Genomic DNA, 24,982 nt, shown 5'->3' with positions numbered 1-24,982 from the left:
ATTTATGCAAAAAATTGTTTTTTTAGCGGGATTTTTGTTGTGCTTTTTGAGTAGTTTTACTCAAGAGACCTTGCAATCCTACCCAACTAAAAAAATTGCGTTTTCAAAAGACACGATTTCAATAGAAAAATTCAGTTTGAACAATTCCTTTTTTGAAATTAAAGACAAAAATGGAAAAGTCATTGACACCAGCTTTTACAAAGTAAATTTCCAAAAAGGAACGGTAATTTTCACCAAAGAAATCAACACTTCTGATTCCCTAATTGTGCGCTATGCAAAATTTCCTGATTTTTTAACCAAAACCTATTCCATTTACGATGACGATAAAGTGGTTTCGAACGACGCAGGAAAATTAGTCGTTTTCAAAAAAGACAAAAACACCCAATACAAACCATTTGACGGATTAAATACCTCGGGAAGTATTACGCGTGGTGTTACGGTTGGAAACAATCAAAATACGGTGGTGAATTCCAATTTAGATTTACAAATCACAGGAAAAATTTCCGAAAAAGTAAGTTTACGCGCTTCCATTCAGGATAGTAATATCCCTTTGCAAGAAGGCGGTTATTCGCAAAAATTAGATGAATTTGACCAAATTTTCATCGAATTATTTTCGGACAAATGGAACATTCGCGCTGGTGATTTATTTCTGGAAAATCGAAAATCTGCTTTCTTAAATTTCAACAAAAAAGTACAAGGTTTAGCCTCTCAATTCACCTTTGGAACGGCTGATAAAAAAACGGAAGTCATTGCTTCTGGCGCTTTGGTTCGAGGACAATATGCCCGAAGTTCGTTCGTTGGACAAGAAGGCAATCAAGGTCCGTATAAATTACGAGGAAATAATAACGAATTGTACGTTTTAGTAATTTCAGGTTCTGAACGGGTTTATGTGAACGGAATTTTGAAAACCCGTGGAGAAAACAACGATTACATCATCGATTACAACGCAGGGGAAATCATTTTCACTTCTTTATTTCCAATTACTTCTGAGATGCGAATCAACGTAGAATATCAATATACGGATAGAAATTTCACCCGATTTATTACGTATGGCGGTATCTCGCACGAACGAGAAAATTGGCAAATTGGCGGTTATTTATATTCGGAAAGTGATGTAAAAAACCAACCTTTACAACAAAATTTATCTTCTGAACAAATAGCAATTTTACAAAACGCCGGCGATGATGTATCACAAATGAACGGACCATCGGCTTATTTGGACACCTACTCAGAAAATAAAATTTTGTATCGAAAAGTAGTAATTGGCGGGGTTGAAGCATTTGAATATTCGAATAATCCAAGTGACGAATTGTATAATGTACGTTTCTCCTTGGTGGGGAATCTTCAAGGAAATTACATTTTAGCAAACAATCAAGCCGTAGGAAAAATCTATGAATACATAGCACCAATTGGTGGTGTTCCACAAGGAAATTACGAACCGATTGTTCGTTTGATTGCGCCAACAAAAATTCAAATGGCAACGGTTTTAGGGAAATACAATCCGAGTGAAAAAACATTTTTAGATTTTGAATTGGCTTTAAGTAGCAGCGATCAAAACTTATACTCATCGCTAAATGACGATAATAACAGAGGATTCGGGGGTAAATTTAGCGGAAGACAACGAATTTTTGATAAGAAAACTAAAATTGAAGCTTTCTCGAACTATCAATTTGTACAAGAAAATTTCAAACCAATTGAACGTTTGTATACCATTGAATTTAATCGCGATTGGAACATTACCGCTCCTTTAATTGGAAACCAAAGTTTTTTAACTTCGGGGCTGGATTTTAATTTTAACAACAAAGGGAAAGCAATTTATCAGTTTGAAAACTTAACTTTTGGCAATTCTTTTTCGGGAAACAAACATACTTTTTCAGGAAGATATACCAAGAAAAACTGGATGATTTGGAGTAATTCGAGCATAATGAAAAGTGATTCCAAACTTTCTAATTCTTCCTTTTCTAGAAGTGAAAATCGTTCGTCATACAAATTGGGTAAAAATTGGGTGGGTGCTACTGTGAATTTAGAAGAAAATTTAGAGAATCTAAAAGCAACTAATACATTTTCAGACTTGAGCCAACGCTTTTTAGAATATGGTGCTTTTGTGGGAAGAGGCGATTCTACAAAAGTCTTTGTGGAATTAGGCTTTTTACAACGTCAAAATGATAGTCTACAAAACAACAACATTGAACGAGTAAACCATTCCAATTCATATTATTTGAAATCACAATTGATCAAAACTGAGAAAAGGAATTTGAGTGTGTTTTTGAATTATCGTACCTTGAAATATGAAGACGCAAACTTAAAAGACGAACCATCGTTGAATTCCCGAATTTTGTATTCCGACAGCTTTTTCGAACAATTAATTCAGACTACGACAGCTTATGAAACCAGTTCGGGTACGATTGCCCAACAAGAATTTACCTATTTAGAAGTAGACCCTGGACAAGGGGTTTACATGTGGAACGATTACAATGGCAATGGTATTCAGGAATTGCAAGAGTTCGAAATTGCTCCATATTCTGATTTAGCTATTTACGTTCGCGTGTTTTTACCGAATCAAGTTTTTATACGCACGCATCAAAATAAGTTTTCACAAGCCTTAAATTTCAACTTTAACCAATGGCAAAATGAAAAAGGGTTCAAGAAATTTGTATCTCATTTTCACAATCAAACTTCTTTTTTAATTGATAAAAAGAACTTTCGAAATGGTGCTAATTTTGATTGGAATCCATTTTCAAAAAACGATGATGAATTAATAGGTTTGAATACAAATTTCAGAAATAGTTTGTTTTTTAATCGCGGAAAACAACATCACTCAACGACTTATTCATTCTTACTAAACGAAAGTCAGAATTTACTTTCTGTTGGAAATGTTATCGCAATAAATCAGTCACATCAGTTGCAATACCAACATTTGGCTAAGAAAATTTGGTTGTTCAATTTATCCTCTAGCAGCACAAAAACAGCCTCTTACTCCGATAGTTTTTCGAATAGAAATTTTGCCATTAGAAGTTATCAAATTGAACCAAAAATTGGTTATTTGTTTTCCAAAAATGCGAGTTGGGATATTTTTTACGAATACCAACAGAAAGAAAATCAAATTGGCGTCTTCGAAACGTTAAAACAAACCCGTTTTGGAACATCATTTACCTTCAACAGCGAAAAAGGATTTAGCATGAACGGTGAATTTTCGATGTATAATAACTTGTATGATGGAAATGCCTTATCAGCAGTTGGCTTTCAAATGTTAGCAGGTTTACAACCCGGTAAAAATCAAACATGGCGCATACTTTTACAAAAAAATTTGACACAATATTTAGACCTGAACATCAATTATCAAGGCAGAAATAGTGAAACCAGTAAAACCATACATACTGGGAACGTGCAATTAAGAGCTTTTTTTTGATAATATTTAGATTAATTCTACTATTCTATTTATTTTTACAAGCTTATACACCCGCATTCACCATGAAAAATCTATTAATAAAAGTTTTTTTAATTTTAGCTTTTAACGCTTCCTTTAGTCAGTTAAGTAACAAACATTGGTTACCCCCTTTGCACTCTAGAGATGCTTCCCAAATTGAAGACCAATACCTTTATCTCTCAACTGCTGAAATCACTCCATTTTTGGTTACCGTAACCGATGGGAGCGGAATACCTATCGCAGGTTCTCCCTTTTCACTATCAGCTGCCACTCCTGTAATTATAGACATCGGATTTGGACAAAACACAAAGATGTTTTTAGACATTATGGATGTAAATACGGTACTTAGTGACAAAGGTATTATTTTAGAAGGAAGTGAAGATTTTTATGTTAGTTTCAGAATGCGCTCTGGAAGTCACTCCGAAACTTTAATTTCGAAAGGAAGACCTGGAATTGGAACAAGCTTTAGACTTGGGTGTATGATTAACGAGCCTAATGATTCTCGAAAATCTTTTGTATCGAGTGTCATGGCAACTGAGGACAATACAACAATTACCCTATCAGATTATGATACAGGTGTGGTATTTGTTTCAGGAAGTGGTATTCTTTCAGTACCCTCACAAACTTATACACTAAATAGTGGAGAAAGCATTATCTATAGTGGCTATAGTGATTTAGGAGCTAATTTAGACGGAATCATTGGAGCACTAATCACTTCTGACAAACCTGTAGCTGTAAACACTGGAAATGCCCTTGGTGGAATTGAAAACGGTAGAGGTGATTTTACTTTAGATCAAATTGTATCGGCTTCACAAATAGGTACCGAGTACATTTTTATCGAAGGTAATGGACTTTCTTCTATGGAATTACCGTTGATTGTTGCTAATGAAGACAACACCGAGATTTATATCAACGGTTCTGCAACACCTCAGGCTATCATTAATGCTGGTGAATATTATTTAGTAAGTAACTTTAATTATCAGGGAACCATAAACCGAAATATCTACGTTAGAACTTCAAAGAATGTTTATGCCTACCAATTATTAGGCGGCGGAAGTGATACAGCTACAGCTGGTCTTAATTTTATTCCACCATTAAGTTGTTTCTTTCAAAACTCGGTGAGTATTCCTGATGTTAATAGAATCGGAGGTAGTTTTTATACAGCTGATTTGATGGTTCTTACTTATGCTACTTCGAACTTAACCTTAAATGGGGTAATTATCCCTGCCTCTCAAGCCCAAACGGTTCAAGGAAACACTGATTGGGTTACCTATAGAATTTCAGGTGTAAATGGAAATGTAAATGTTGAATCTACAGGTCCACTAGCTGTAGGTGTATTTGGATTTCAAGGTAATATTTCTGGATACGCTGGGTATTATTCTGGATTTGGTAGTAATCCACAACCAACAGATTTAGCGGTGTGTTCTAATACAACTGTTAACCTTTTTGAGGCTATTATAGGGAATCCAGGAACTAACGGAACGTGGACAGTTCCATCAGGAGGAGCCCCATTGAATGGCAACATATTTGATCCTTCTGTCAATATTGCTGGAGAATATGTATATACTTTTACTAAAGATTGTAATTCATCATTATCTACCATCCCGGTAACAGTTACCGTTTCTATTCAACAAATTGGTAATCCTGGAACTAATAATGCTGTTTCTACATGTACGAATCAAGCTCCTTTTGATTTATTCCCTCTTTTAGGGCCTGGAGCTGAAGTTGGAGGTGTTTGGTCACCAATTCTAGCTTCTGGGACCAGTATTTTTAATCCTGCTGTAGACATGAGTGGCGTATATACATATACCATTCCTGCCAATGGCGCTTGTTTAAGCGTATCTGCAAACATAACAGTTACGAATAACACTATTCCAACAATAACTCCAATAAGCGATTTTGAACTTTGCGATGACGATGTAATTGGAACAGATACAGATGGATTTTCATTTTTTGACTTAACTGTTAAGGATGATGAAATTTCAAATTCCCAATCAGGAGTGTTAGTAACCTACCATATGACTCCAATTGATGCCATTAATAATAGTAATGCCATTAGTTCGATAAATTCTGACAATAGAATCATATATACAAGAATTACGAATTCAACTACAGGCTGTTACAACACCAGCTCTTTCAATTTAGTGGTCAATGCAAAACCTATTGTGAATGCTGTGGTCAATTTAAGACAATGTGATACCGATACAGACGCCATCACCAATTTTAACCTTACGCAGGCTAATGGATTAATAACAACGGATACCAATATAATCTTTACATATCACAATACCCTTTCAGGAGCAGAAAACAACAATGATTTTGTTACAAATGACATTTCATACATTGCAGCGAACGGAAGTACTGTTTGGGCTAGAGTTACTAATTCATCTGGCTGTTTTAGAATTAGCAATGTAAATTTATTAGTTTCAGCAACAACAATTGATCAAAATTACAGATATACATTAAGAGAATGTGATGATTATATTAATGCTACCGATACTGATTCTGACGGAGTAGATTATTTTAATCTTACAGCAATAGAACCTTTTTTAACAAATCAGTTCCCAATAGGTCAATCCTATACTTACACCTATTACCTCAATCAAACAGATGCTGAAACAGAACAAAATGCAATAACAGACGTTACTAACTTTAGAAATTCAACATCTGACTATCAAAACATTTGGGTAAGAATTGAAAGCAATTTATTTGACTGTGCCGGTCTTGGCCCTTATTTAGAACTTATTGTTGACCCGTTACCTGATACTGATTTAGGAGATAGTCCAACAGTAATTTGTGTCGATCCTTCCACAGGGATAGGTTCACAGACAATTGACGCCACACCAGCCACAGCAGGTAATTATTCTTATTTGTGGACACCTATCAATCCAGAGGGAAACATAGCCACCTATAATGTTACCATTCCAGGCACTTATAGTGTAACGGTAACCAATTTAGACACCTCATGCAGCTTTACGGATACCGTAACAACAGTCATATCCTCAGGTCCTGAGTCTTTGACCGTTAATTTAGTGACTCCTGCATTTGCTACGGAACTTGCTACAATTGAAGCGATAGCTACAGGGGGATTTGGTACTTATGAGTATAGTCTAAATGCTACTGACTGGCAATCTAGTCCTATATTCACAAATTTAGAAAATGGCACTTATACAATCTATGCAAGAGATGTTCTCGCTTGTGGGATGCTAATTTCAGAGGAAATTAAAACAATTAGCTATCCTCGCTTCTTTACCCCTAATTCTGATGGTTATAACGATTTTTGGAATATCGATTTACCAATTGAATATGAAGGAATCATATCGATTTTCGACAGATATGGAAAATTATTAAAACAAATCAGTACGCAAGGTGAAGGTTGGGACGGAACATTTAACGGAAATTTATTACCTTCGACTGATTATTGGTTTAAAATCGCATACATAGAAAATAATCAGAAAAAAGAATTCAAATCACACTTTAGCTTAAAAAGATAATAATGGGAACTATTGAAGTTACAATTCATGATAATGTTGCAACCCTAGCGTTTTTTCATCCCGCTAGCAACTCATTTCCAAGTTCTTTATTACAAGAATTGACAGATGAAATCAATCGTTTAGGCAAAAATGAAACGATTTCAATAATCATCTTAAAAAGTACTGGAACAGGTGCTTTTTGTGCAGGAGCCTCTTTTGAAGAACTACTTTCTGTGAGTAATTATGAAGAAGGGAGTCGCTTTTTTTCTGGGTTTGCGAATGTAATCAATGCGATGAGAAAATGTCCAAAACTAATTATCGGAAGAATTCAAGGCAAAGCCGTTGGTGGTGGAGTTGGATTAGTTGCAGCTTGTGATTATTCATTTGCCACAAATAAAAGCGATATTAAACTTTCAGAAATTGCTATCGGTATTGGTCCTTTTGTGATAGAGCCTGTAGTTTCAAGAAAAATTGGAAAAATGGCAATGGCCGAAATGACCTTAAACCCAACCATTTGGAAAACTTCAAAATGGGGACTTAAAAAAGGTCTTTTTTCAGAAATATTTGAAACCGTTGAAGAATTAGATTTTAGACTTCAAGAATACAGCAAAGAACTTTCCTCGTATAATCCAGATGCTTTGTTTGAAATAAAAAAAGTACTTTGGGAAGGAACCGATAATTGGGACAGTTTGCTTTACGAAAGAGCGGCAATATCAGGAAGACTTGTTTTATCAGATTTTACAAAAAGCGCATTAGAAAAATTTAAAAAATGAGAAGTTTGATCCTTTTTTTACAACAAGTTAATGTAGAACAAAAATTAAAAGAAGCTCCCGATGGTCAATACCAGATTGGTGTACTTATTGGTTCTTTTATCCCCTTCATTGTATTAGCTGCGATAGCATATGCTTTGTATTATAGCGCAAAAAAAAGAGACTAAATTTAAAATAAAAAACATGTCAAAAATAAGAATTACCAAACAATTCAGCTTTGAAACAGGTCACGCCTTATATGGTTATGATGGAAAATGCAAAAACGTTCACGGGCACAGTTATAAACTTTCTGTTACCGTTATTGGAACTCCAATCACTGACACCAATAATGTAAAATACGGCATGGTGATTGATTTTGGTGATTTAAAAAAAATTGTAAAAGAACAAATTGTTGATGTTTTTGATCATGCCACTGTTTTTAATAAAAACACACCGCATATTGAATTAGCGAATGAGTTAAAATCTAGAGGACATGATGTAATCTTGGTAGATTATCAACCAACGAGTGAAAACATGGTTATTGATTTTTCAAATAAAATTAAAAATTTACTTCCAGAAAACATTCGACTACATTCTTTAAAACTGCAAGAAACAGAAACATCTTTTGCGGAATGGTACGCTTCAGATAACTAAATAAAAAAGGGAGCTATAGCTCCCTTTTTTGCATCTATTATAAGATTATTTCTTCACAATTAAGAATTCACTTCTTCGATTTTGAGCATGTTCTTCTTCCGTGCATTCCTCACAAATCACTTTAGGCTCTGTTTCTCCAAATCCTTGTCCAGAAATTCTATCTTTCGAAATTCCTTTTGAAATCAGATATTGAACCGTTGACTTTGCACGTCGATCAGATAAATCTAAGTTATATTTATCTTTTCCTCTGCTATCGGTATGCGATTTTGCAAATATCACCATGTTAGGATATTCATTCATAACTTGTACTAACTTATCTAACTCAGCTGCTCCTTGCGCTGTAATATTGCTTTTATTATACTCAAAGAAAATAGGCTCTAAAATAACTTCCTTCTCTGTAATAATTGGCATTATTACAATAGGATTTAATAATGCCTCAACAACTATTTGGCTTTCTGATGTTTTAGAAATAGTAAAAATCCCCTCTTCGTAACCTGATTTTGAAACCAAAACAGCGTAGTCCAAATCACAGTTTATAGGGAAATTAACTTCCCCATTACTTTCTGTAATCAATGACCCGATGTTTTGTTCTTTTGCATCAATCAATGAAACTTTGGCATACTCCAATAAATTTCCTGTTTTAGCATCTTTAACTCGAGTTACTGCATTAACATAACAAATCGGATCGGCTACAAAAATATCATCATTGCCCTCTCTGTTACTAGCAAAAAAACCTATTTTTTTAGAAGAATTGTAAGAGAATGCAAAATCATCTTTTTCTGAATTAACTGGCAAACCAATATTTTCAACATCAGATCCCTTTTCTAAATCAACTCTAAAAACATCTAATCCTCCAAAACCTTGTTTTCCATTAGAGGCATAGTAAAGAATGTTTTCATCTGTTATAAAGGGGAAACTTTCGTTTCCTTCCGTATTAATCTTATCCCCTAGATTTTCTGGTTCACCATATTCGTCACCATTTACAGCAACTTTCCATAAATCTTCACCTCCATATCCACCAGGCATATTGGATGAAAAATATAAGGTTGTACCATCTTTACTTATACTTGGATTTCTAATGTCAAACTTAGGGTCGTTAAAAGGCAAAGGCTTTGAATTTGACCATGTCCCATTTTCATTTGTTGCTTTGTATAAATAAATTTTACCAAACTTAGCTTTCTTTGTTTTATCCTTAACAAACGCTTTCTCATTGAAACTTTCACTCCCGTAATATAGTGTAGCACCATCCTTTGTAATCGCTACGGGACCATCATGCCACTGTGTATTCAATTCATCAACTGATACAGCTTCGCTAATTGTTCCATTTTGGTTATAAGTAGCTTTGTAAATATCTAAATAAGGCTCTCCATCATAATCGCTTTTCTTCCTTGAAATATTTCTTCCACTTGAAAAGTAAAAATGATTATCATCCGTTAAAATTGCTCCAAAATCCGATTTATCACTACTGATATCAGACTTTGTAATGTTGAATAATTTGGTTTTATCTTTTAGTTGAGTAAGATAATCAGGATTAGAAACAAACGCTTCTGCTCTTTGATCGTTCGGAGCTAACGTTGCGAATTTCTTCATTTGCTTATTTGCTTCCTCACTCTTTCCTTCTGCTTTTAACATTTGAGCATATCTAAAATAAGTTTCAGCATCTTGCTCTTTTTCAACTGCTTTAGCATACCATTTAACAGCTTCTTTTGTATTAAAAACATTATAATAACTATCCGCCAATTGTTTATAAACGTAGTTATCTGCTTTGTTTGCTTCTGTTAATTTTAAATATTCTTTAGCCGCATCCACATACTCGTGTCTGTCATACAATTTATCGGCTATTTTGGTGTCTTTGTTTTGTGCACTAAGTAAACCACTTGCGATTACAAAACTCAATGTTAAATATATTTTTTTCATGTCGTTATCGCTTTTAGATTAGAAAAATCTTGGTGAACTTGATACTTTTTTCGAGAAATTCAAATCAAACAGCAAGATGATTTCATGTGATGATGGAGTTGTTACGTTCAAATCTGACACGATATGATCATAAGCATAACCAACTCTTAAACTCGGATTGATAGCATAATTTATCATGGCTCCAAAACTATCCTCAAGGCGATATGTTGCACCCACTTCAAACTTATTGTTAAACATAAAATTTGTTGATAGATCTAATGATGTTGGAGCACTAAAAGCAGACTTCATCATAAAAAAGGGCTTAAACTTAACATTTTCATTAATATCAAAAACATATCCTCCTGTTAGAAAATAATGAGAAACTTCTGAACCAAACTCTCTTCCATCAAAGTCTAAATGCTTAGATTTAATCATATTAGGAACTGACAATCCTAAATAATATTTATCCGTGTAATAGAAAAATCCAGATCCTATATTTAGGTAGGACTTATTAGTGTCTGCCTTAAATGCAGGGTCGTCATCTTGTGGCAAAGTGTTGTAAATATCAGAAAACAAGCCAACATTATGGATTGTTATTCCTGTTTTCAATCCAAATGCTAATTTATGTTCCCCACCTAAATTCAAAGTATAAGAAAAGTCGGCATAAATATTATTCTCTTCAACTGGACCAATTTTATCTGAAATAACAGACAAACCCATTCCAACGTTCCTACCCACAGGGGCATGTCCGAAAAACGAAGCAGTTGTAGGTGCATCTTCGATTTCAACCCACTGCTTTCTGTATAATAACCCCATTGACAGGCTTTCTTTACTTCCTGCATAAGCAGGATTCATTACGCTCATATTATACATATATTGTGTATAATGCGGATCTTGTTGTGCTTGTAAATCCATCGCAGTGGCAATTACAGCTAAAGCTACTAAATATAGTTTCTTCATTATGTTTTTATTTTTAAAGTTGGCTACTACTATGAAGCAGTAGCCTAACTTTTATTATTGTTCTCTATTGATATAAATCCATCCTGTTTTAGGTTCCAAATCTGAAAGACTAATCACATAATAATAGGTTCCATCTGGCAACTCATTTCCGTTATCCGATTGACCATACCATTCATTTTGATAATTAGAAAAACTATATACTTTCGTTCCATATCTATTGAAAATTTCCAACTTTCTTACATTATAAGAAGTTAAATCGAAGTAATCGTTTTTACCATCGTTATTTGGCGAAATACCTTTTTGAATTTTACAATTAACAACATTCACTGTTAATGTAGCTTGATTAGCACAGAATGACTCATCAGGAGTAAAAGTATACGTAGTAGTCCCTACATTATTAGTATTTACCACATTTGGAGACCATGTACCAGTATACCCTTCAGTTGATGTTGTAGGAAGTACAAAAATAGAGTTCAAACAAACATCTTCAATAGCGTCAAAAGTCGTTGTATTCGCCGGAGAGATTACAATCGTAAAATTAGACGTTCCTCCATTAGTACACGTTGCAACATTCTCTAATACGCTATATGTAATTACATAAGTACCTGCTGTACTTGCCGATAAATCAATTTCTCCAGTAACGCTATCAATTGACAGTCCCGTTGTTGATGTGAACTCTCCACCTGAGGTGAACGATGGGCTCAGAACTGGAAGAACATTTGCCGAGCTAACATTACATATTGGTGTATCGTAACTGAAAACCAATACAGGATCTGAAAAAACTATAGGATCAATTGTAAAGGTAAAAGGTAAAGAATAACACCCTGAAACTGTGTCATGTGCTACCAATGTATGTGAGCCTGGTGTAACACCAGTAAAGTCAACACTTGTTTGAGTTGTTGTTCCATCCAAAATATATTCATAATTTGAAACAAATAAACTATAAGTACCAAGATCTGTAAATTCTTCTGGATCTAAAGCAGTCCAATCCGCTGGATCCCAAACCAAGCTAGGAAGAGGAGCAGAAATATTTCTTCTGTAAGAATAACCCGTCTGATTGAGCGGCGTAAAAGGAGTTCCGTTGGTGGTTCCCCAAGAATCAACCTCAACATCTAAACTTGTTGTTAGCCTAATATTGTCATTATTATTAACTCCCCCACAAGAAGTTGGGAAAGAAATATCAGGAACTATTCCTCCTGCATTAGCTGCATTACCTAATTTAATTAAGTAAACATCATCATTTGCTAATATCCCAGATAATGTTAATGAACATCCTGGAGTCGTAGAACCATTCAAATATGTTTTTAATTTATAACCACTTAAATCTACAGCAGCACCCGTTCCATTGTATATTTCTACATAAGTCAATGCTCCAACCTGCGCATCAAACACTTCAGAAATAATAAGATTTGTTGGAAAATTAAGTTGTAAATTAACAGGTGATACAACTGTGAAACTAGCGGTTGGTACCGAACATGATGGTTGAGAAGTTATATTAATAGCAGGTACATCAATTGTTACAACATCAACAGTTGCAGACAAAGACAAATTACTACTACATAGTGCACTTTCAATACTAATTAAGTCTAAGACAACATCAGAAGATGGAGTTGTAAAGACTAACGTATACGTTCCTGAAGAAGATAACGTTAATGCTTGATTTGTACCGCCATTTACGGTATAAGTTACAATGGCATTTGAAGTACCTGAGATATTGAACTCAGCATTACTTCCTACACAAACAACCTCATCTACAGCAACAAAAGAGGTAATATTAGGCAAAGGTTCCACTGTAACTAACTCGGTCAAGTTTTGACTGGTATTACAATTTCCATTGTCTATGTCTACTAAATTTAAGGTAACGTTTGCTGATGGAGCAGTCTCTGTATGCACATACACTCCAGAAGCATCTGTAGTAGCTGTTTGATTTACACCACCATTTATATTAAATGTAACTTGTGCATTTGCGGTTCCTGTAATTGTAAATACCGCATCTTGTCCAAAACAAATTGGAGAATTTGACACTAAAGAAGTTACTGAAGGTGCTGGATTAACAACCACTGTATAGGGTGCTGAATTTTGCGCACACTGACCCGCAGCAGGAATAAAAATATAAGATAATGTTTGCGTATTATCTACTGGAATGTCCCAAGTTCCTGTAAAACCTTCAATGGATGTTGTTGGAAGTGTAATTACATCACCAACACAGAATGGCCCAATTGGAGCAAATGTAGGAGTATAAACAGGATCAACCAGTGTTATTGTATCCGGAGCAGTAAATGTACATCCGTTAACGGCGAAACTAAAGTTGTTATAAACTCCAGAATTTAAGCCAACAATATTTATTTCTCCAGTCGCATTTGCAATATATGATGTAGGACCAACGTTTACAGCATCAACAGAATAGCTTACATTATAAGTTACATTAGGGGTAAAACCACTTATTGTGATTGTTCCTTCATTACCATTACAACTGGTTGGATTTGTAAATGCAAAAATTGGACTAGATTGTATTGAAAACGAAGCTGTATAGTTAACTCCATTGTTATTAACCAAGATGGTATCATCACAACCTGTAGTACTATCATTATCCCCAGTTAGATCAAAGAAAACTTCAATAATATAATTTCCAGGCGCTAATGTTGTAAGATCTAGTGGTGCTTCTAAGTCACTTAAGACTCTTTGCCATCTTTGATCACCAGCATTACAACTACCTCCTGTAGGGAAATTACCGGCAACACAATCTTCTAAATTTGGAAGATTTAGAATTGTAAATGCTCCAGGTGTTGTTGAAACTTCGTATACACGGTAGTTCAAACGAGCACTACAAACATTTGATGTAGCTGTTTTAAACGATTTCAGTTCAGCCCCTCTAAAAATTAGATTTCCTGAATTTTGAACATAGTTCCCCAAGTCACTATTAGGGAAAATATTTGTAGAAGGCCCAATTAAAGTTGAACCAGAACCTGTAATATTATAAAAATCTCCATCTGTAGCCGAATTTTCACAATTCTCAACCCAAACAGCTGTAGCAAATGCATTAAAAGTACAGTTTGTTAATACCTCAACAAATAAAGTAGTTGTAGCAGCGCACTGACCTGCATCTGGTGTAAATGTATAAGTTGCAGAATTTAAATTATCTACAATTGCTGGAGACCAAGTACCTGTAATACCATTATTTGAAGTGGTAGGAAGTACTGGAGCTGTATCACCAGAGCAAAAAGGAGCTGGAGCTAAAAATGAAGGAGTAACTTGATCAAGAACTACTATATCTAAAGTAGTCGTAACTGCACATTGTCCTGCGTCAGGAGTAAAAGTATAAGTTGCAGAGTTCGTATTACTTACAACTGCAGGAGACCAAGTACCTGTTATTCCTACAGCATTGGTTGATGTAGTTGGTAAAACAGGAGCAACATCTCCATTACAAATTGGAGCTGGCTGCACAAATGTAGGCGTAACTACATCAACAACTGTTATAACTGTTGAACTCTGAGTGGAACATATCGGATTCGTGTCTGTAGACTCAACAACAACAGTATAAGTTCCTGGTGCTGGTGGCGTGAAAACAACTGAAGTACCTGTTACAGCACTTAAACCTGTATTTGGAGACCAATTATAAATTCCGTTTCCTCCTGTTACATTTAAAGTCATAGAATCCCCCATACACATAGTAGGGTTTTCAGGAGTTAAAACAACATCTGTAGTTGTAGAACCACCAGAAGTTACTGTTACCGAGTAATCACAAATCGCCCCTGCAAAACCATCAATCATTAAAAAGTAATTCTGTCCTGGAACTAAATTAGTAAATGTTAAATTATTAACTCCCGGATCCATTTCAAAATAACATCCTAAATCGGTTACTGGCCCTGAACCACATGTTGGCGTTGTAAATACCATAAACTGAATGCCGCTACCATTTGTACAATTTCCAACATTTACAGTTAATGAAATCGAAGTCGAAGCGGCTTGAAATGATAGGAATGAATTATTCTCAATTGAACCACAAAAAGCAGCATCTAAAGCTGGCCATGAATTATCTGTATACGTCCCAGATGTATTTCCACAGTAACCATCTAAACTACACACTGGAGGTGCTACAGCACACTCATTTCCAGCAGGAGTAGAACCATTACATCCAGCAAATAAAGTATTAAAACTAACCGGACCAGTCCAAAAACTCACTCCATCGGCAGCCCCACAATCAGCTAAAACATAAAATTCATATGACGAATTAGGATTCAACCCAGTTACCGTATAAGAATTTGTTGTAACCGGAATTGTCGTTGAAGTCGCAGTTGGATAACCGGAACCTACTGGTTGAACTACTATTTGCCAATTTGAAGCAGCTGGACTATTGGTATCGGTCCATGATAAAGTAGCGCCCTCAGAGGTATTATTAGATACCGAAAGGTTTGTTGGTTGCAAACAAGTTGGAGCTGGGCTACAAATTATAGTTGCATCCCATCCTGCAGGCGTAACACTTGTATCTGATGTGAAATTAAAAGTCAAACATCCACTAGCAGATGAAGCTATAAATTGTGGAGGTAAATTAGTCCCTGTGAAAGTTCCTAAAAGAGGTGCAGATGTACTATTTCCATCATATATCCTTAAAAAATCAAAATTGTTTTCTAAAGCAAATGAATTAAAAATTACCATCACTACATCTCCAGGATTCTCTGGACATATAGTTGTGGTAACATTTTGACTATTTCCATAAGGAGCACTTGGTCCTCCTGGGTCATAAAAATGATTTCCTCCACAATAATCTGGAGTTGTTGCAAAATTTACAGGGCCTGCCCAAAAACTTTGGTCTGTTGGACTACAAACTGCACTAATATAAACCTCATAAGATGTAGCTGATGGTAAACCTGAAAAAGAATAACTAGTAGTTGTTGTTGTAGCAGTCGGTGTCGTACCCACTGGTGGATAGCCCGTTCCTGCAGGTTGTATTATAATTTGCCATTCTGAAGCTCCCGCATTATCAGACCAAGTTATAGTTCCTGCATTCGTATTAACACCCGTTACTAATATATTCGATGGCTGTGGACACGTTGGAGGCACACAAGCCGCTACACCAGAATATAGCAAACTGTTTTGAGTCCCTGACCCTGGTGCTTTTGTGAAAACAGTAACATTATTAGGATCAATAATTTGTACTCCTACTTGAGTGGGTGACGTCCCTCCTGAATTCCAAAACAACTCAAAAGGTTGACTACTACACAAAGGAACTGTAACATCAACTGGACCTCCTCCAGTGGTGAATGTTGGACCAAGTGTGGCAACCAAAACACCAAACTGTCTTACAGCCATAGTATTTCCTTGCCAACCATTACTCCCACTATCCGTTAATCTAAAAATAAAGTTACATTGAGATGAAGCGGCACACAAACCCGTTGTGAAAGTAAAAGGACCTGTCCAAATACTCACGTTATTGTTACCGCAATTTGCTCTAACATAAAAATCATAAGTAGTATTAGCTGTTAAACCCGTTAAATTGTAAACATTTGTATTTACTCCTGTTATTAAAGTTCCTGTACCTTGAACAAATCCTGCAGGACCCCATTCAATATCCCACTCTGAAGCACCACTTGGATTATTCCAAGTTAAATCTACGGAGGTATCCGATACATTAGATACATTTTGAATAGTTGGGTTCAAACACCTAGAATCCACATTTACATTATCTACAACCCAACGATCTCCGTTGTCATTTTCCATTACAAAAGCTATGTAAACATTCTGACCCACATAAGCAGTTAATGGTAGTATTTTTTGCTCATGAACATTAAACGTTGTTACTAAATCAGCCTCTGTCCAAGTTTGAATTGTTGTAAATTCAGCTGGGTTATTTTGAGATGTAGTTGAAACTCTAATGGTATAAATACTTCCAAAATTTCCTGCTTGCGTTTTACGTGTAAAAAAACGCAATTGACCGTTGGCTGGTACTGTAACTGAAGGGGTAACTAACCAATCTAAAGCTGTTGTTCCGTCAGTAACATTTTCCCTGTTTAGAAAAGCAGCACCAGTTGAAGTATTGTAAGTCAACCCGGTATTCGTAGTTCTGCCCCAAGACACTGCAGTTCCAATTCCATTATCGAAGACAGCCCATCCTGTAGGAGGAAACAAAGCGGTCTCAAAGTCCTCTTGAATCTGAGCAAATCCCAAAACCGAGAAGATCGACATGAAAAAAAGTAATAGTTTTTTCATTATGTTAATTTTTTGTTATAATTTGGTTAATGTTTCAAAGTTAATAATATTTATCACTTACAATATTCTTATCGATGAAATGTTTGTTTTTATCGTTGAAATACATTTATTTTCCTAAAAAAATTACATAACTTTGTTAAAAATTAAAATTTACCAATAAATTGAAAATCTACTTCGCATCCGATCAACACTTTGGAGCACCTTCACCAGAATTAAGTTTCCCAAGGGAGCAGAAGTTTGTCCAATGGCTTGATATCATTAAGAAAGATGCTGATGCTATTTTTCTTTTAGGAGATTTATTTGATTTCTGGTTTGAATATCAAACTGTAGTACCTAAGGGTTTTGTAAGAGTATTAGGGAAATTAGCTGAAATTAGAGATGCGGGTATTCCTATTTATTTTTTTGTGGGGAATCACGACTTATGGATGAGTGATTATTTTCAGAAAGAATTGAACATCCCTGTTTATCACGATAATCAAGAATTCACATTTAACGGAAAAACTTTCTTAATTGGTCACGGCGATGGAAAAGGACCTGGAGACATGGGATATAAACGAATGAAAAAAGTGTTTACCAACCCGTTCTCAAAGTGGTTATTTCGTTGGTTACATCCCGATATTGGTGTAAAACTAGCTCAATATTTATCCGTAAAAAACAAATTAATTTCTGGAGCTGAAGACGTAAAATATTTAGGAGAAGATAACGAATGGCTGGTACAATATTGCAAAAGAAAATTAGCTACAAAACACTATGATTTTTTTGTTTTTGGGCATCGTCATTTACCATTAGAAATTGAACTAACTAAAGAAACAAAGTATATAAATTTAGGCGATTGGATAGGTTATTTTACGTATGGAGTATTTAATGGAACTGATTTTGATTTAAAAAAATTCGAACCTTAATATCCTTTTTCTAAAGCGTTAACCTCGTCTTCCAAATCCAATTTTCTAAAACTTGGCGATACGAACCCCATAAAGGAAACTGTGAGAAGCGTCATAACCCCTCCAAAAACAACGGCATTTACAACACCCATTAATTTTGCAGTTAAACCGCTTTCAAATGCCCCTAACTCATTTGAAGAACCAACAAAGATGGAATTTACAGATGCCACTCTTCCTCTCATATGATCGGGTGTATGTAATTGTAAAATGGTATTTCGAACAACTACTGAAACACCATCAAAAACACCACTCAAGAACATGGCTAAAACGGAAATCCAAAAAATTTCTGATAACCCGAATATGATAATACTCACTCCAAACATAAAGATAGCACCTAGTAATTTTATCCCGGCTTTTTTATTCAAAGAAATATAAGCCGACAGTATCATCATTATAAAAGAACCCAAAGCAGGTGCCGCCCGAAGAACTCCAAATCCTTCTGAACCCACTTTTAAAATATCTTGAGCAAAAATTGGCAATAACGCCACTGCCCCACCAAATAAAACAGCAATCATGTCTAAAGAAATGGCACCAAGAATTGTTTTATTAGTAAACACAAAATGCAATCCTTCCTTTAAACTCTTAAAAACAGGTTCTCCGATTTTAGGATTTAAAATTGGCTTTTGTTCAATTTTTGACAACATAAACAAAGCTAATATTGAGCAAGCAAAAACAAAACACAACGACCAATGAACCCCCATAATACTTATTGAAACCCCAGCTAGTGCAGGTCCAAACATTGAAGCCAATTGCCAAGTGGAACTACTCCACGTAGCCGCGTTGGGATAAACTTTTTTAGGCACAATTAAAGATAATAAAGAAAATATAGTAGGCCCTAAAAAAGAACGAACAAAACCTCCTATAAAAACCAAAGCATAAATGATATATAGGGTGGTATTTTTTGATAAATCTTTAGTAATTTCAGGAACGGTGATCAAAAACAACCCCAAACTCACAACTGAAAATCCTAAAATACACTTTACTAAGAGCTTCTTTTTTTCACTTTGATCAACGATGTGACCCGCAAATAAAGCCATTGAAACCGCTGGAATTATTTCCATTAAACCAATAATACCAAGTGATAAAGGATCTTTTGTTAAACTATACACTTCCCATTCAATAATAACAAACTGCATAGACCAAGCAAAAACCATGGCAAAACGCATCAATAAAAAAAAGTTGAACTCTTTGTACCGTAATGCTGCGTAAGGATCTTTCTTATTCATTGGGTAATCGTATATCTCTAAATTGCAATTGCAAAGTTACAGTATCTTTCCATTCATTTTCTTCCAAAGAAAAAATAGCATCAAATTTCTTTTTATTAGCCACAATATCTAACTTACACCCTAAACCAAAACCAATAGCACCAACATTCAGCGAATTTTCTTGTTTTACAAAAGCCTTCAAATGTTCGTTGTCGGAACCTAAAGTTTTAGCATAACCCGAATCCGTTAGGTTTTTACCTAAAAATAGCGGCATCATATTTTGAGGTCCGAAAGGTTCAAATTGTTTCAACAAGCGAATTAATTTCGGATTGATCCCAGACAATTCGATTTCGGCATCATAAGTAAGCTCTGGTATTAATAAATCAGGATGAATAGTATCCTGAACCACTTTTTCAAAAGCTTTTTTGAAATTCTCATAATTTTCTTCCAAAAGCGTCATTCCGGCAGCATACATATGACCACCAAATTGCTCTAAATGTTCCGCACAAGCCTCCAATGCATTATAAACATCAAAATCTTTTACGGAACGTGCTGAAGCAGCTAATTTTTCACCACTTTTCGTAAAAACAATGGTTGGACGATAATAATTTTCTACTAATCTTGAAGCTACAATTCCGATCACTCCTTTATGCCAATGTTCTTGATAAACGACGGTTGAAAATCGGTTTTGCTCGTTATTTTCTTCGATTTGTAACAATGCTTCTTGGGTAATCCGCTTATCTAATTCTTTTCTGCCTGAATTATATTGTTCAATTTCTGAGGCAAATTGTTCCGCTTGGTCTAAATCGTATTCCGTTAATAAAGCAACCGCTTCGTTTCCATGCTTGATTCTTCCTGCAGCATTGATTCTTGGCGCGACGATGAAAACCACATCTGTAATGGTCAATACTTTCTTCTTTACATTCTGAATTAACGCTTTTATTCCTGGTCGCGGATTCGAATTAATGACTTCCAATCCAAATTTCGCCAACACTCTATTTTCACCAGTAATCGGTACAATATCGGCAGCAATCGCAGTCGCTACCAAATCTAAATACATTATTAAATCTTCTATCGTTTGCTTTCGATTTTCAGCTAAAGCTTGAATCAATTTAAAACCCACACCGCACCCACATAATTCATCATAGGGGTACGAACAATCGTCTCGTTTTGGATCTAAAACCGCAATGGCATCGGGCAAAATAACACCCGGTCGGTGATGGTCGCAAATGATAAAATCAATGTTTTTTGCTTTGGCATAATTGACGTGGTCAATCGATTTGATACCACAATCCAAAGCAATAATTAAAGAAATACCGTTGTCTTCGGCATAGTCAATTCCTGTATAAGAAATGCCGTAACCTTCTGAATATCTATCGGGAATATACGTGGCAACATTCGGATAAAAACTACGTAAATAACTCGAAACTAAGGAAACAGCAGTTGTTCCATCCACATCGTAATCACCGAAAACTAAGATATTTTCGTTATTAGCAATAGCTTTTTCGATTCGCGCGACGGCTTTGTCCATATCTTTCATTAGATACGGATTGTGCAAATCGGCCAAAGTGGGACGAAAAAAGGTTTTGGCTTGTTCGTAGGTTTCAATACCTCGTTGAACTAAAAGTGTCGCAATAATTTCATCGACTTGAAGCGCTTGCTGAATGGCTTGTACTTTTTCTGGATTTGGCTTAGATTTTAGATTCCAACGCATAATTATAAAATTAGAATTTAGTCCCGATAGCTATCGGGATAGAATTCAGAACTTTAGTTTGAACTCTGTTATTTTGGCTTATATAATTGAAAGACAAAGGTATAAATATTTTTTATTTTTTTGTTGTCATTTCGTCAATAGGAAAAAACACTACGAAAGTGCTTCTTTTTCAAACGCGATTCCGTCCCAACCAAAATTCATGAAATTTCGAATGTTTTGATGATCAGCATCATTTGGTGTTTCAAGAACTTTTTGATAATGTTCACCAAAAAGAAAAAGAGTTTCTTTTTCTGATAACTGATGCATTTTAGCAAATGAAAACACCTTGCATGAACCATTATTTTGATTTTCTTCATTTACAACATCACCATTTTTAAAAAAGGAAGGTGTAAAAGAATAGTTGGTATCGATAGTCTCGATAACCTCAGCAAAAGAAAGTATTTCCGATTGCTTTACTTTATTGATAAGTGCTTCTACTGTCATTTCTTAATTGTGATAAAAAATTTCGATTTCCACTTTAGCAAATTGACGGAACATTTCCATCACGCCACAATATTTTTCTACGGATAAATTCACGGCTTTTTCTAGCTTTTTCTCGTCTAAATTATTACCGTAAAAATGGTAATCCACTTTTACTTTGTGATACGTTTTAGGATGTTCTTCCGTTAATTCACCTGAAACTTCAATTTTGAAATCGGTTACTTCTAACTTCATTTTTTCCATTAAAGAAGCTACGTCTAAACCAGTACAACCCGCTAAAGCCGATAACATCAACGCTTTTGGGCGCAAGCCTTTTCCTTCGCCTCCATTCTCTGGACCCGCATCAATTGAAATGACATCGCCACTAGGGTTAGTGGACTCAAATTGCATGTTACCTTTCCAGGTGGTAGTTATGTTGTGTGTTTCCATATTTAATTAATCATAATTCTTTTTTTTTCCGATAAAAAAATACAAAAGAGGTCCCAATATTGGAACAAATAGTAAAACTAATACCCAAACTAATTTATCGTTACCATTAAATGAATTTCTCAAAACATCAATTACACAAAACAACCAAAAAAACAATGTAACAAATAAAATAATTTGCCAAATCATTAATCCAAATGAAAAACTGTCTAACTGAAACTCCATATATAATGTTTTAGATTTACTTCAAACTCTTCCCTCCCACAACCACAACAATTTCTCCTTTAGCCGGTTTTGCTTCAAAGTGTTTTAAAACTTCTTCGGCAGTTCCTCTTACGGTTTCTTCGTGTAATTTGGATAATTCTCGAGAAACAGAAACCGGTCTATCGGCTCCGAAATATTGCACAAATTCAGCTAAGGTTTTGTTTAACTTGTGTGGCGATACGTAAAAAATCATCGTGCGATATTCTTCTTGTAAGGCTAAAAATCGGGTTTGTCTTCCTTTTTTATCGGGTAAGAAGCCTTCAAATACGAATTTATCGTTTGGCAAACCGCTATTTACTAAAGCTGGCACAAAAGCAGTTGCTCCAGGCAAACATTCTACTGCAATTCCGTTTTCCACACAAGCGCGCGTAAGCAAAAATCCTGGATCGGAAATCGCTGGAGTTCCTGCATCACTAATTAAGGCAATGGTTTCGCCAGCTTGTAAGCGCTTTACCAAATTCTCAACGGTTTTGTGTTCGTTGTGCATGTGGTGGCTGTGCATGTGCGCAGCAATTTCGAAGTGTTTTAGCAATTTACCACTAGTGCGTGTATCTTCTGCTAAAATTAAATCGACTTCTTTTAGTACTTTAATAGCACGAAAAGTCATGTCTTCTAAATTGCCAATGGGCGTTGGGACGATATATAATTTACTCATTTAAACAGGTTGAATTTAACACGATTTTTTAAACACATAGGCACATAGTAATATTTGAATTTTGAAAAGAATAATTTAGAAAATAAATTTTCTACACATTAGCTATACGTGCTAAACAAAACTCAAACAATAAAAAACCTATGTTTCTATGTGGTTAAACTAAAAACTCGAATTTCACTAATTAGCACGAATTCACCAAAAGGAATCTGCGACTGAAAACTGAGACTGTGACTAAAAACTAACTAAACTTCTTCTCCACAATTTCCATGAAACGCGTTTCGAACTCTTCAGCACCTTCCCAATTGTTATAATCCGGTTTTACGAAATCATTCACAAAAGCTTTGGCTTCATCAAAACTATCAAACGTATTCAATTGCGATACCACACGGTTAAAATCATTTGAGCTACCACCGAATAATTTTTTCTCAAATCCAATTCTGTCATTCAACCCAAAAGTAATGGCTTTATTTAATTTGTCGTTTAGCGAGCTGTTTTTTTGTTCCTGACTTACTTTTTCGAAAGTTGCTTTTACTTCTTCCTCTAATACTTTTGGTCCCGAAGTTTTGGAATCAACAACAATTGCATCCTGTTCAATCGCCGCCGAAACTGGATCAACTACTTCAAAAACAGCACTTGATGCTTTTTCAACTTCAATAGGAACATCTTCTACTTTAACAAAATCCAATTCTTTATAATCATGTACCAACATGTCTTCAAACGATATTTGCTTCGCCAGCTCTTCTGCTTTTGGTTCTGAAACTCCTAAAGCGGCAAAAGGTGTTGCTTCAATAACTGATTCTTCTTCCGTTGAAGCTATCAAAACCGCTTCATCTTCTTCATCTTCAACCACTAGCTCAGCTACAACAATCTTATCATCCTCTATTGGGGTTTCACCTTCAATTTCTTCTACAATTTGACCTTCAACAACTGTTTCTTCTTTTGCAGGCACAATTTCTTCTATAACAGGAATTGGTTGATCAAAAACACCCGCTTGTTTTGCTTCTAATTTTGCTTCTAAAACTTCTTCTGAAATTTCGTTTTTTAACCCTTCAAAATTTTCTTCATAAAAGCGTAAAATTGTCAATTGGTCATACAAGTTTTTGGCTTCTTGTTGTAATTGAATGGTTTCAGAATGATTTTTTAACTTTAAAATTCGGTGGGCAATACTGATTAATTCAGCGGTTACTCTTTTCTTCATAACTTTATTGAATGGAATTGAATATATCGATAGTTTTTTAATAATTTTGTTTTGCTTACAAAGGTAGCAGAAAATAATTTTAACGACGAAAGATACAAAATGTTTCTCGAAAATACCGTAAATCAACAAGAACAATTTGGCTGGATTGAAGTAATTTGTGGCTCCATGTTTTCGGGCAAAACCGAAGAATTGATCCGCCGACTAAAACGAGCACAATTTGCCAAACAAAAAGTAGAAATCTTCAAACCAGCTGTCGATACCCGGTATGACGACGAAATGGTGGTTTCTCACAACAAAAATGAAATTCGTTCTACACCAGTTCCTGTCGCTGAAAATATTCGAATTTTAGCGCAAGGTTGCGATGTGGTTGGTATTGATGAAGCCCAATTTTTCGATGAAGAAATTGTTGCCGTTTGTAATGATTTAGCTAATTCAGGAATTCGAGTAATCGTTGCGGGATTGGATATGGATTTTAAAGGAAATCCGTTCGGACCCATGCCGGCACTTATGGCAACTGCCGAATATGTTACGAAAGTCCACGCAGTTTGTACGCGTACAGGAAATTTAGCGCATTACAGCTTTAGAAAATCAGATGATAAAAGACTCGTAATGCTAGGCGAGACTGAAGAATATGAACCTTTGAGTCGTGCCGCTTATTTTAAAGCCATGCGAGAAAACATGGAAGTGAAAGATGTTGAAATTGTAAACAAGCAAAAAGAAGCTAATCCATAAA

General features: G+C 35.3%; 17 protein-coding genes. 7 read left to right on the top strand and 10 right to left on the bottom strand.

Annotated features, from left to right (window positions below):
* The first annotated feature begins 4 nt into the window (after positions 1–4).
* The 5 genes from BUE95_RS05035 (at position 5) to BUE95_RS05020 (ending at position 8,303) form a co-directional block, all read left to right on the top strand.
* Positions 5–3,409, top strand: a complete 3,405-nt coding sequence (locus tag BUE95_RS05035; RefSeq protein WP_073582012.1) for a hypothetical protein — start codon at positions 5–7, stop codon at positions 3,407–3,409.
* Between the two features lie 62 nt (positions 3,410–3,471).
* Positions 3,472–6,921, top strand: coding sequence for a T9SS type B sorting domain-containing protein (locus BUE95_RS05030; protein WP_073582011.1), 3,450 nt, complete (start codon positions 3,472–3,474; stop codon positions 6,919–6,921).
* Positions 6,922–6,923: 2 nt separating this feature from the next.
* Entirely contained in the window at positions 6,924–7,673 is a 750-nt protein-coding gene (locus BUE95_RS05025; RefSeq protein ID WP_073582010.1) for an enoyl-CoA hydratase/isomerase family protein, read from the top strand.
* Complete coding sequence (locus tag BUE95_RS13715; RefSeq protein WP_200778597.1) at positions 7,670–7,837, top strand: hypothetical protein; 168 nt, start codon at positions 7,670–7,672, stop codon at positions 7,835–7,837. Before BUE95_RS05025 ends, BUE95_RS13715 begins: the two co-directional genes overlap by 4 nt.
* Before the next feature lie 16 nt (positions 7,838–7,853).
* A complete protein-coding gene (locus BUE95_RS05020; RefSeq protein WP_073582464.1) occupies positions 7,854–8,303 on the top strand; it encodes a 6-pyruvoyl trahydropterin synthase family protein in 450 nt (149 codons plus the stop codon).
* 45 nt (positions 8,304–8,348) lie between these two features.
* Here BUE95_RS05020 and BUE95_RS05015 read toward each other — a convergent pair whose 3' ends face one another.
* From BUE95_RS05015 to BUE95_RS05005, 3 genes are read right to left on the bottom strand one after another with little or no spacing between them, the layout of a single operon-like run.
* On the bottom strand, positions 8,349–10,220 hold the full coding sequence (locus tag BUE95_RS05015; protein ID WP_073582009.1) for an OmpA family protein: 1,872 nt from the start codon (positions 10,218–10,220) through the stop codon (positions 8,349–8,351).
* Between the two features lie 18 nt (positions 10,221–10,238).
* On the bottom strand, positions 10,239–11,159 hold the full coding sequence (locus tag BUE95_RS05010) for a PorP/SprF family type IX secretion system membrane protein (protein ID WP_073582008.1): 921 nt from the start codon (positions 11,157–11,159) through the stop codon (positions 10,239–10,241).
* 54 nt (positions 11,160–11,213) lie between these two features.
* Positions 11,214–17,366: a fibronectin type III domain-containing protein gene (locus BUE95_RS05005; protein ID WP_073582007.1), complete on the bottom strand. Its 6,153-nt coding sequence runs from the start codon at positions 17,364–17,366 to the stop codon at positions 11,214–11,216.
* Between the two features lie 161 nt (positions 17,367–17,527).
* Here BUE95_RS05005 and BUE95_RS05000 point away from each other — a divergent pair, with 161 nt between their 5' ends.
* Positions 17,528–18,268 carry a UDP-2,3-diacylglucosamine diphosphatase gene (locus BUE95_RS05000; RefSeq protein ID WP_073582006.1) on the top strand — a complete coding sequence of 247 codons (741 nt, stop codon included), beginning with the start codon at positions 17,528–17,530 and terminating at the stop codon, positions 18,266–18,268.
* On the opposite strand, the gene BUE95_RS04995 is transcribed toward BUE95_RS05000, so the two are convergent.
* From BUE95_RS04995 to BUE95_RS04965, 7 genes are all read right to left on the bottom strand, one after another.
* Entirely contained in the window at positions 18,265–19,533 is a 1,269-nt protein-coding gene (locus BUE95_RS04995) for an MFS transporter (RefSeq protein WP_073582005.1), read from the bottom strand. The genes BUE95_RS05000 and BUE95_RS04995 overlap by 4 nt on opposite strands.
* On the bottom strand, positions 19,526–21,226 hold the full coding sequence (recJ, locus tag BUE95_RS04990; protein WP_073582004.1) for a single-stranded-DNA-specific exonuclease RecJ: 1,701 nt from the start codon (positions 21,224–21,226) through the stop codon (positions 19,526–19,528). Before recJ ends, BUE95_RS04995 begins: the two co-directional genes overlap by 8 nt.
* 150 nt (positions 21,227–21,376) lie before the next feature.
* Entirely contained in the window at positions 21,377–21,709 is a 333-nt protein-coding gene (locus tag BUE95_RS04985) for a HopJ type III effector protein (RefSeq protein ID WP_073582003.1), read from the bottom strand.
* A 3-nt stretch (positions 21,710–21,712) separates the two neighbouring features.
* Positions 21,713–22,135 (bottom strand): OsmC family protein, encoded by a 423-nt coding sequence (locus tag BUE95_RS04980; RefSeq protein ID WP_073582002.1) that lies wholly within the window; start codon positions 22,133–22,135, stop codon positions 21,713–21,715.
* Between the two features lie 6 nt (positions 22,136–22,141).
* Entirely contained in the window at positions 22,142–22,357 is a 216-nt protein-coding gene (locus BUE95_RS04975) for a PLDc N-terminal domain-containing protein (RefSeq protein ID WP_073582001.1), read from the bottom strand.
* Positions 22,358–22,373: 16 nt separating this feature from the next.
* On the bottom strand, positions 22,374–23,051 hold the full coding sequence (gene rsmI / locus BUE95_RS04970) for a 16S rRNA (cytidine(1402)-2'-O)-methyltransferase (protein ID WP_073582000.1): 678 nt from the start codon (positions 23,049–23,051) through the stop codon (positions 22,374–22,376).
* A 238-nt stretch (positions 23,052–23,289) separates the two neighbouring features.
* Positions 23,290–24,249: a hypothetical protein gene (locus BUE95_RS04965; RefSeq protein WP_073581999.1), complete on the bottom strand. Its 960-nt coding sequence runs from the start codon at positions 24,247–24,249 to the stop codon at positions 23,290–23,292.
* Between the two features lie 99 nt (positions 24,250–24,348).
* Here BUE95_RS04965 and BUE95_RS04960 point away from each other — a divergent pair, with 99 nt between their 5' ends.
* Positions 24,349–24,981 (top strand): thymidine kinase, encoded by a 633-nt coding sequence (locus BUE95_RS04960; RefSeq protein ID WP_073582462.1) that lies wholly within the window; start codon positions 24,349–24,351, stop codon positions 24,979–24,981.
* The last annotated feature ends 1 nt before the right edge of the window (position 24,982 follow it).

The sequence above is a fragment of the Flavobacterium cucumis genome, assembly GCF_900148835.1.
Classification (GTDB): Bacteria; Bacteroidota; Bacteroidia; order Flavobacteriales; family Flavobacteriaceae; genus Flavobacterium; species Flavobacterium cucumis.
This window is presented reverse-complemented; position numbering and strand designations above follow the sequence as displayed.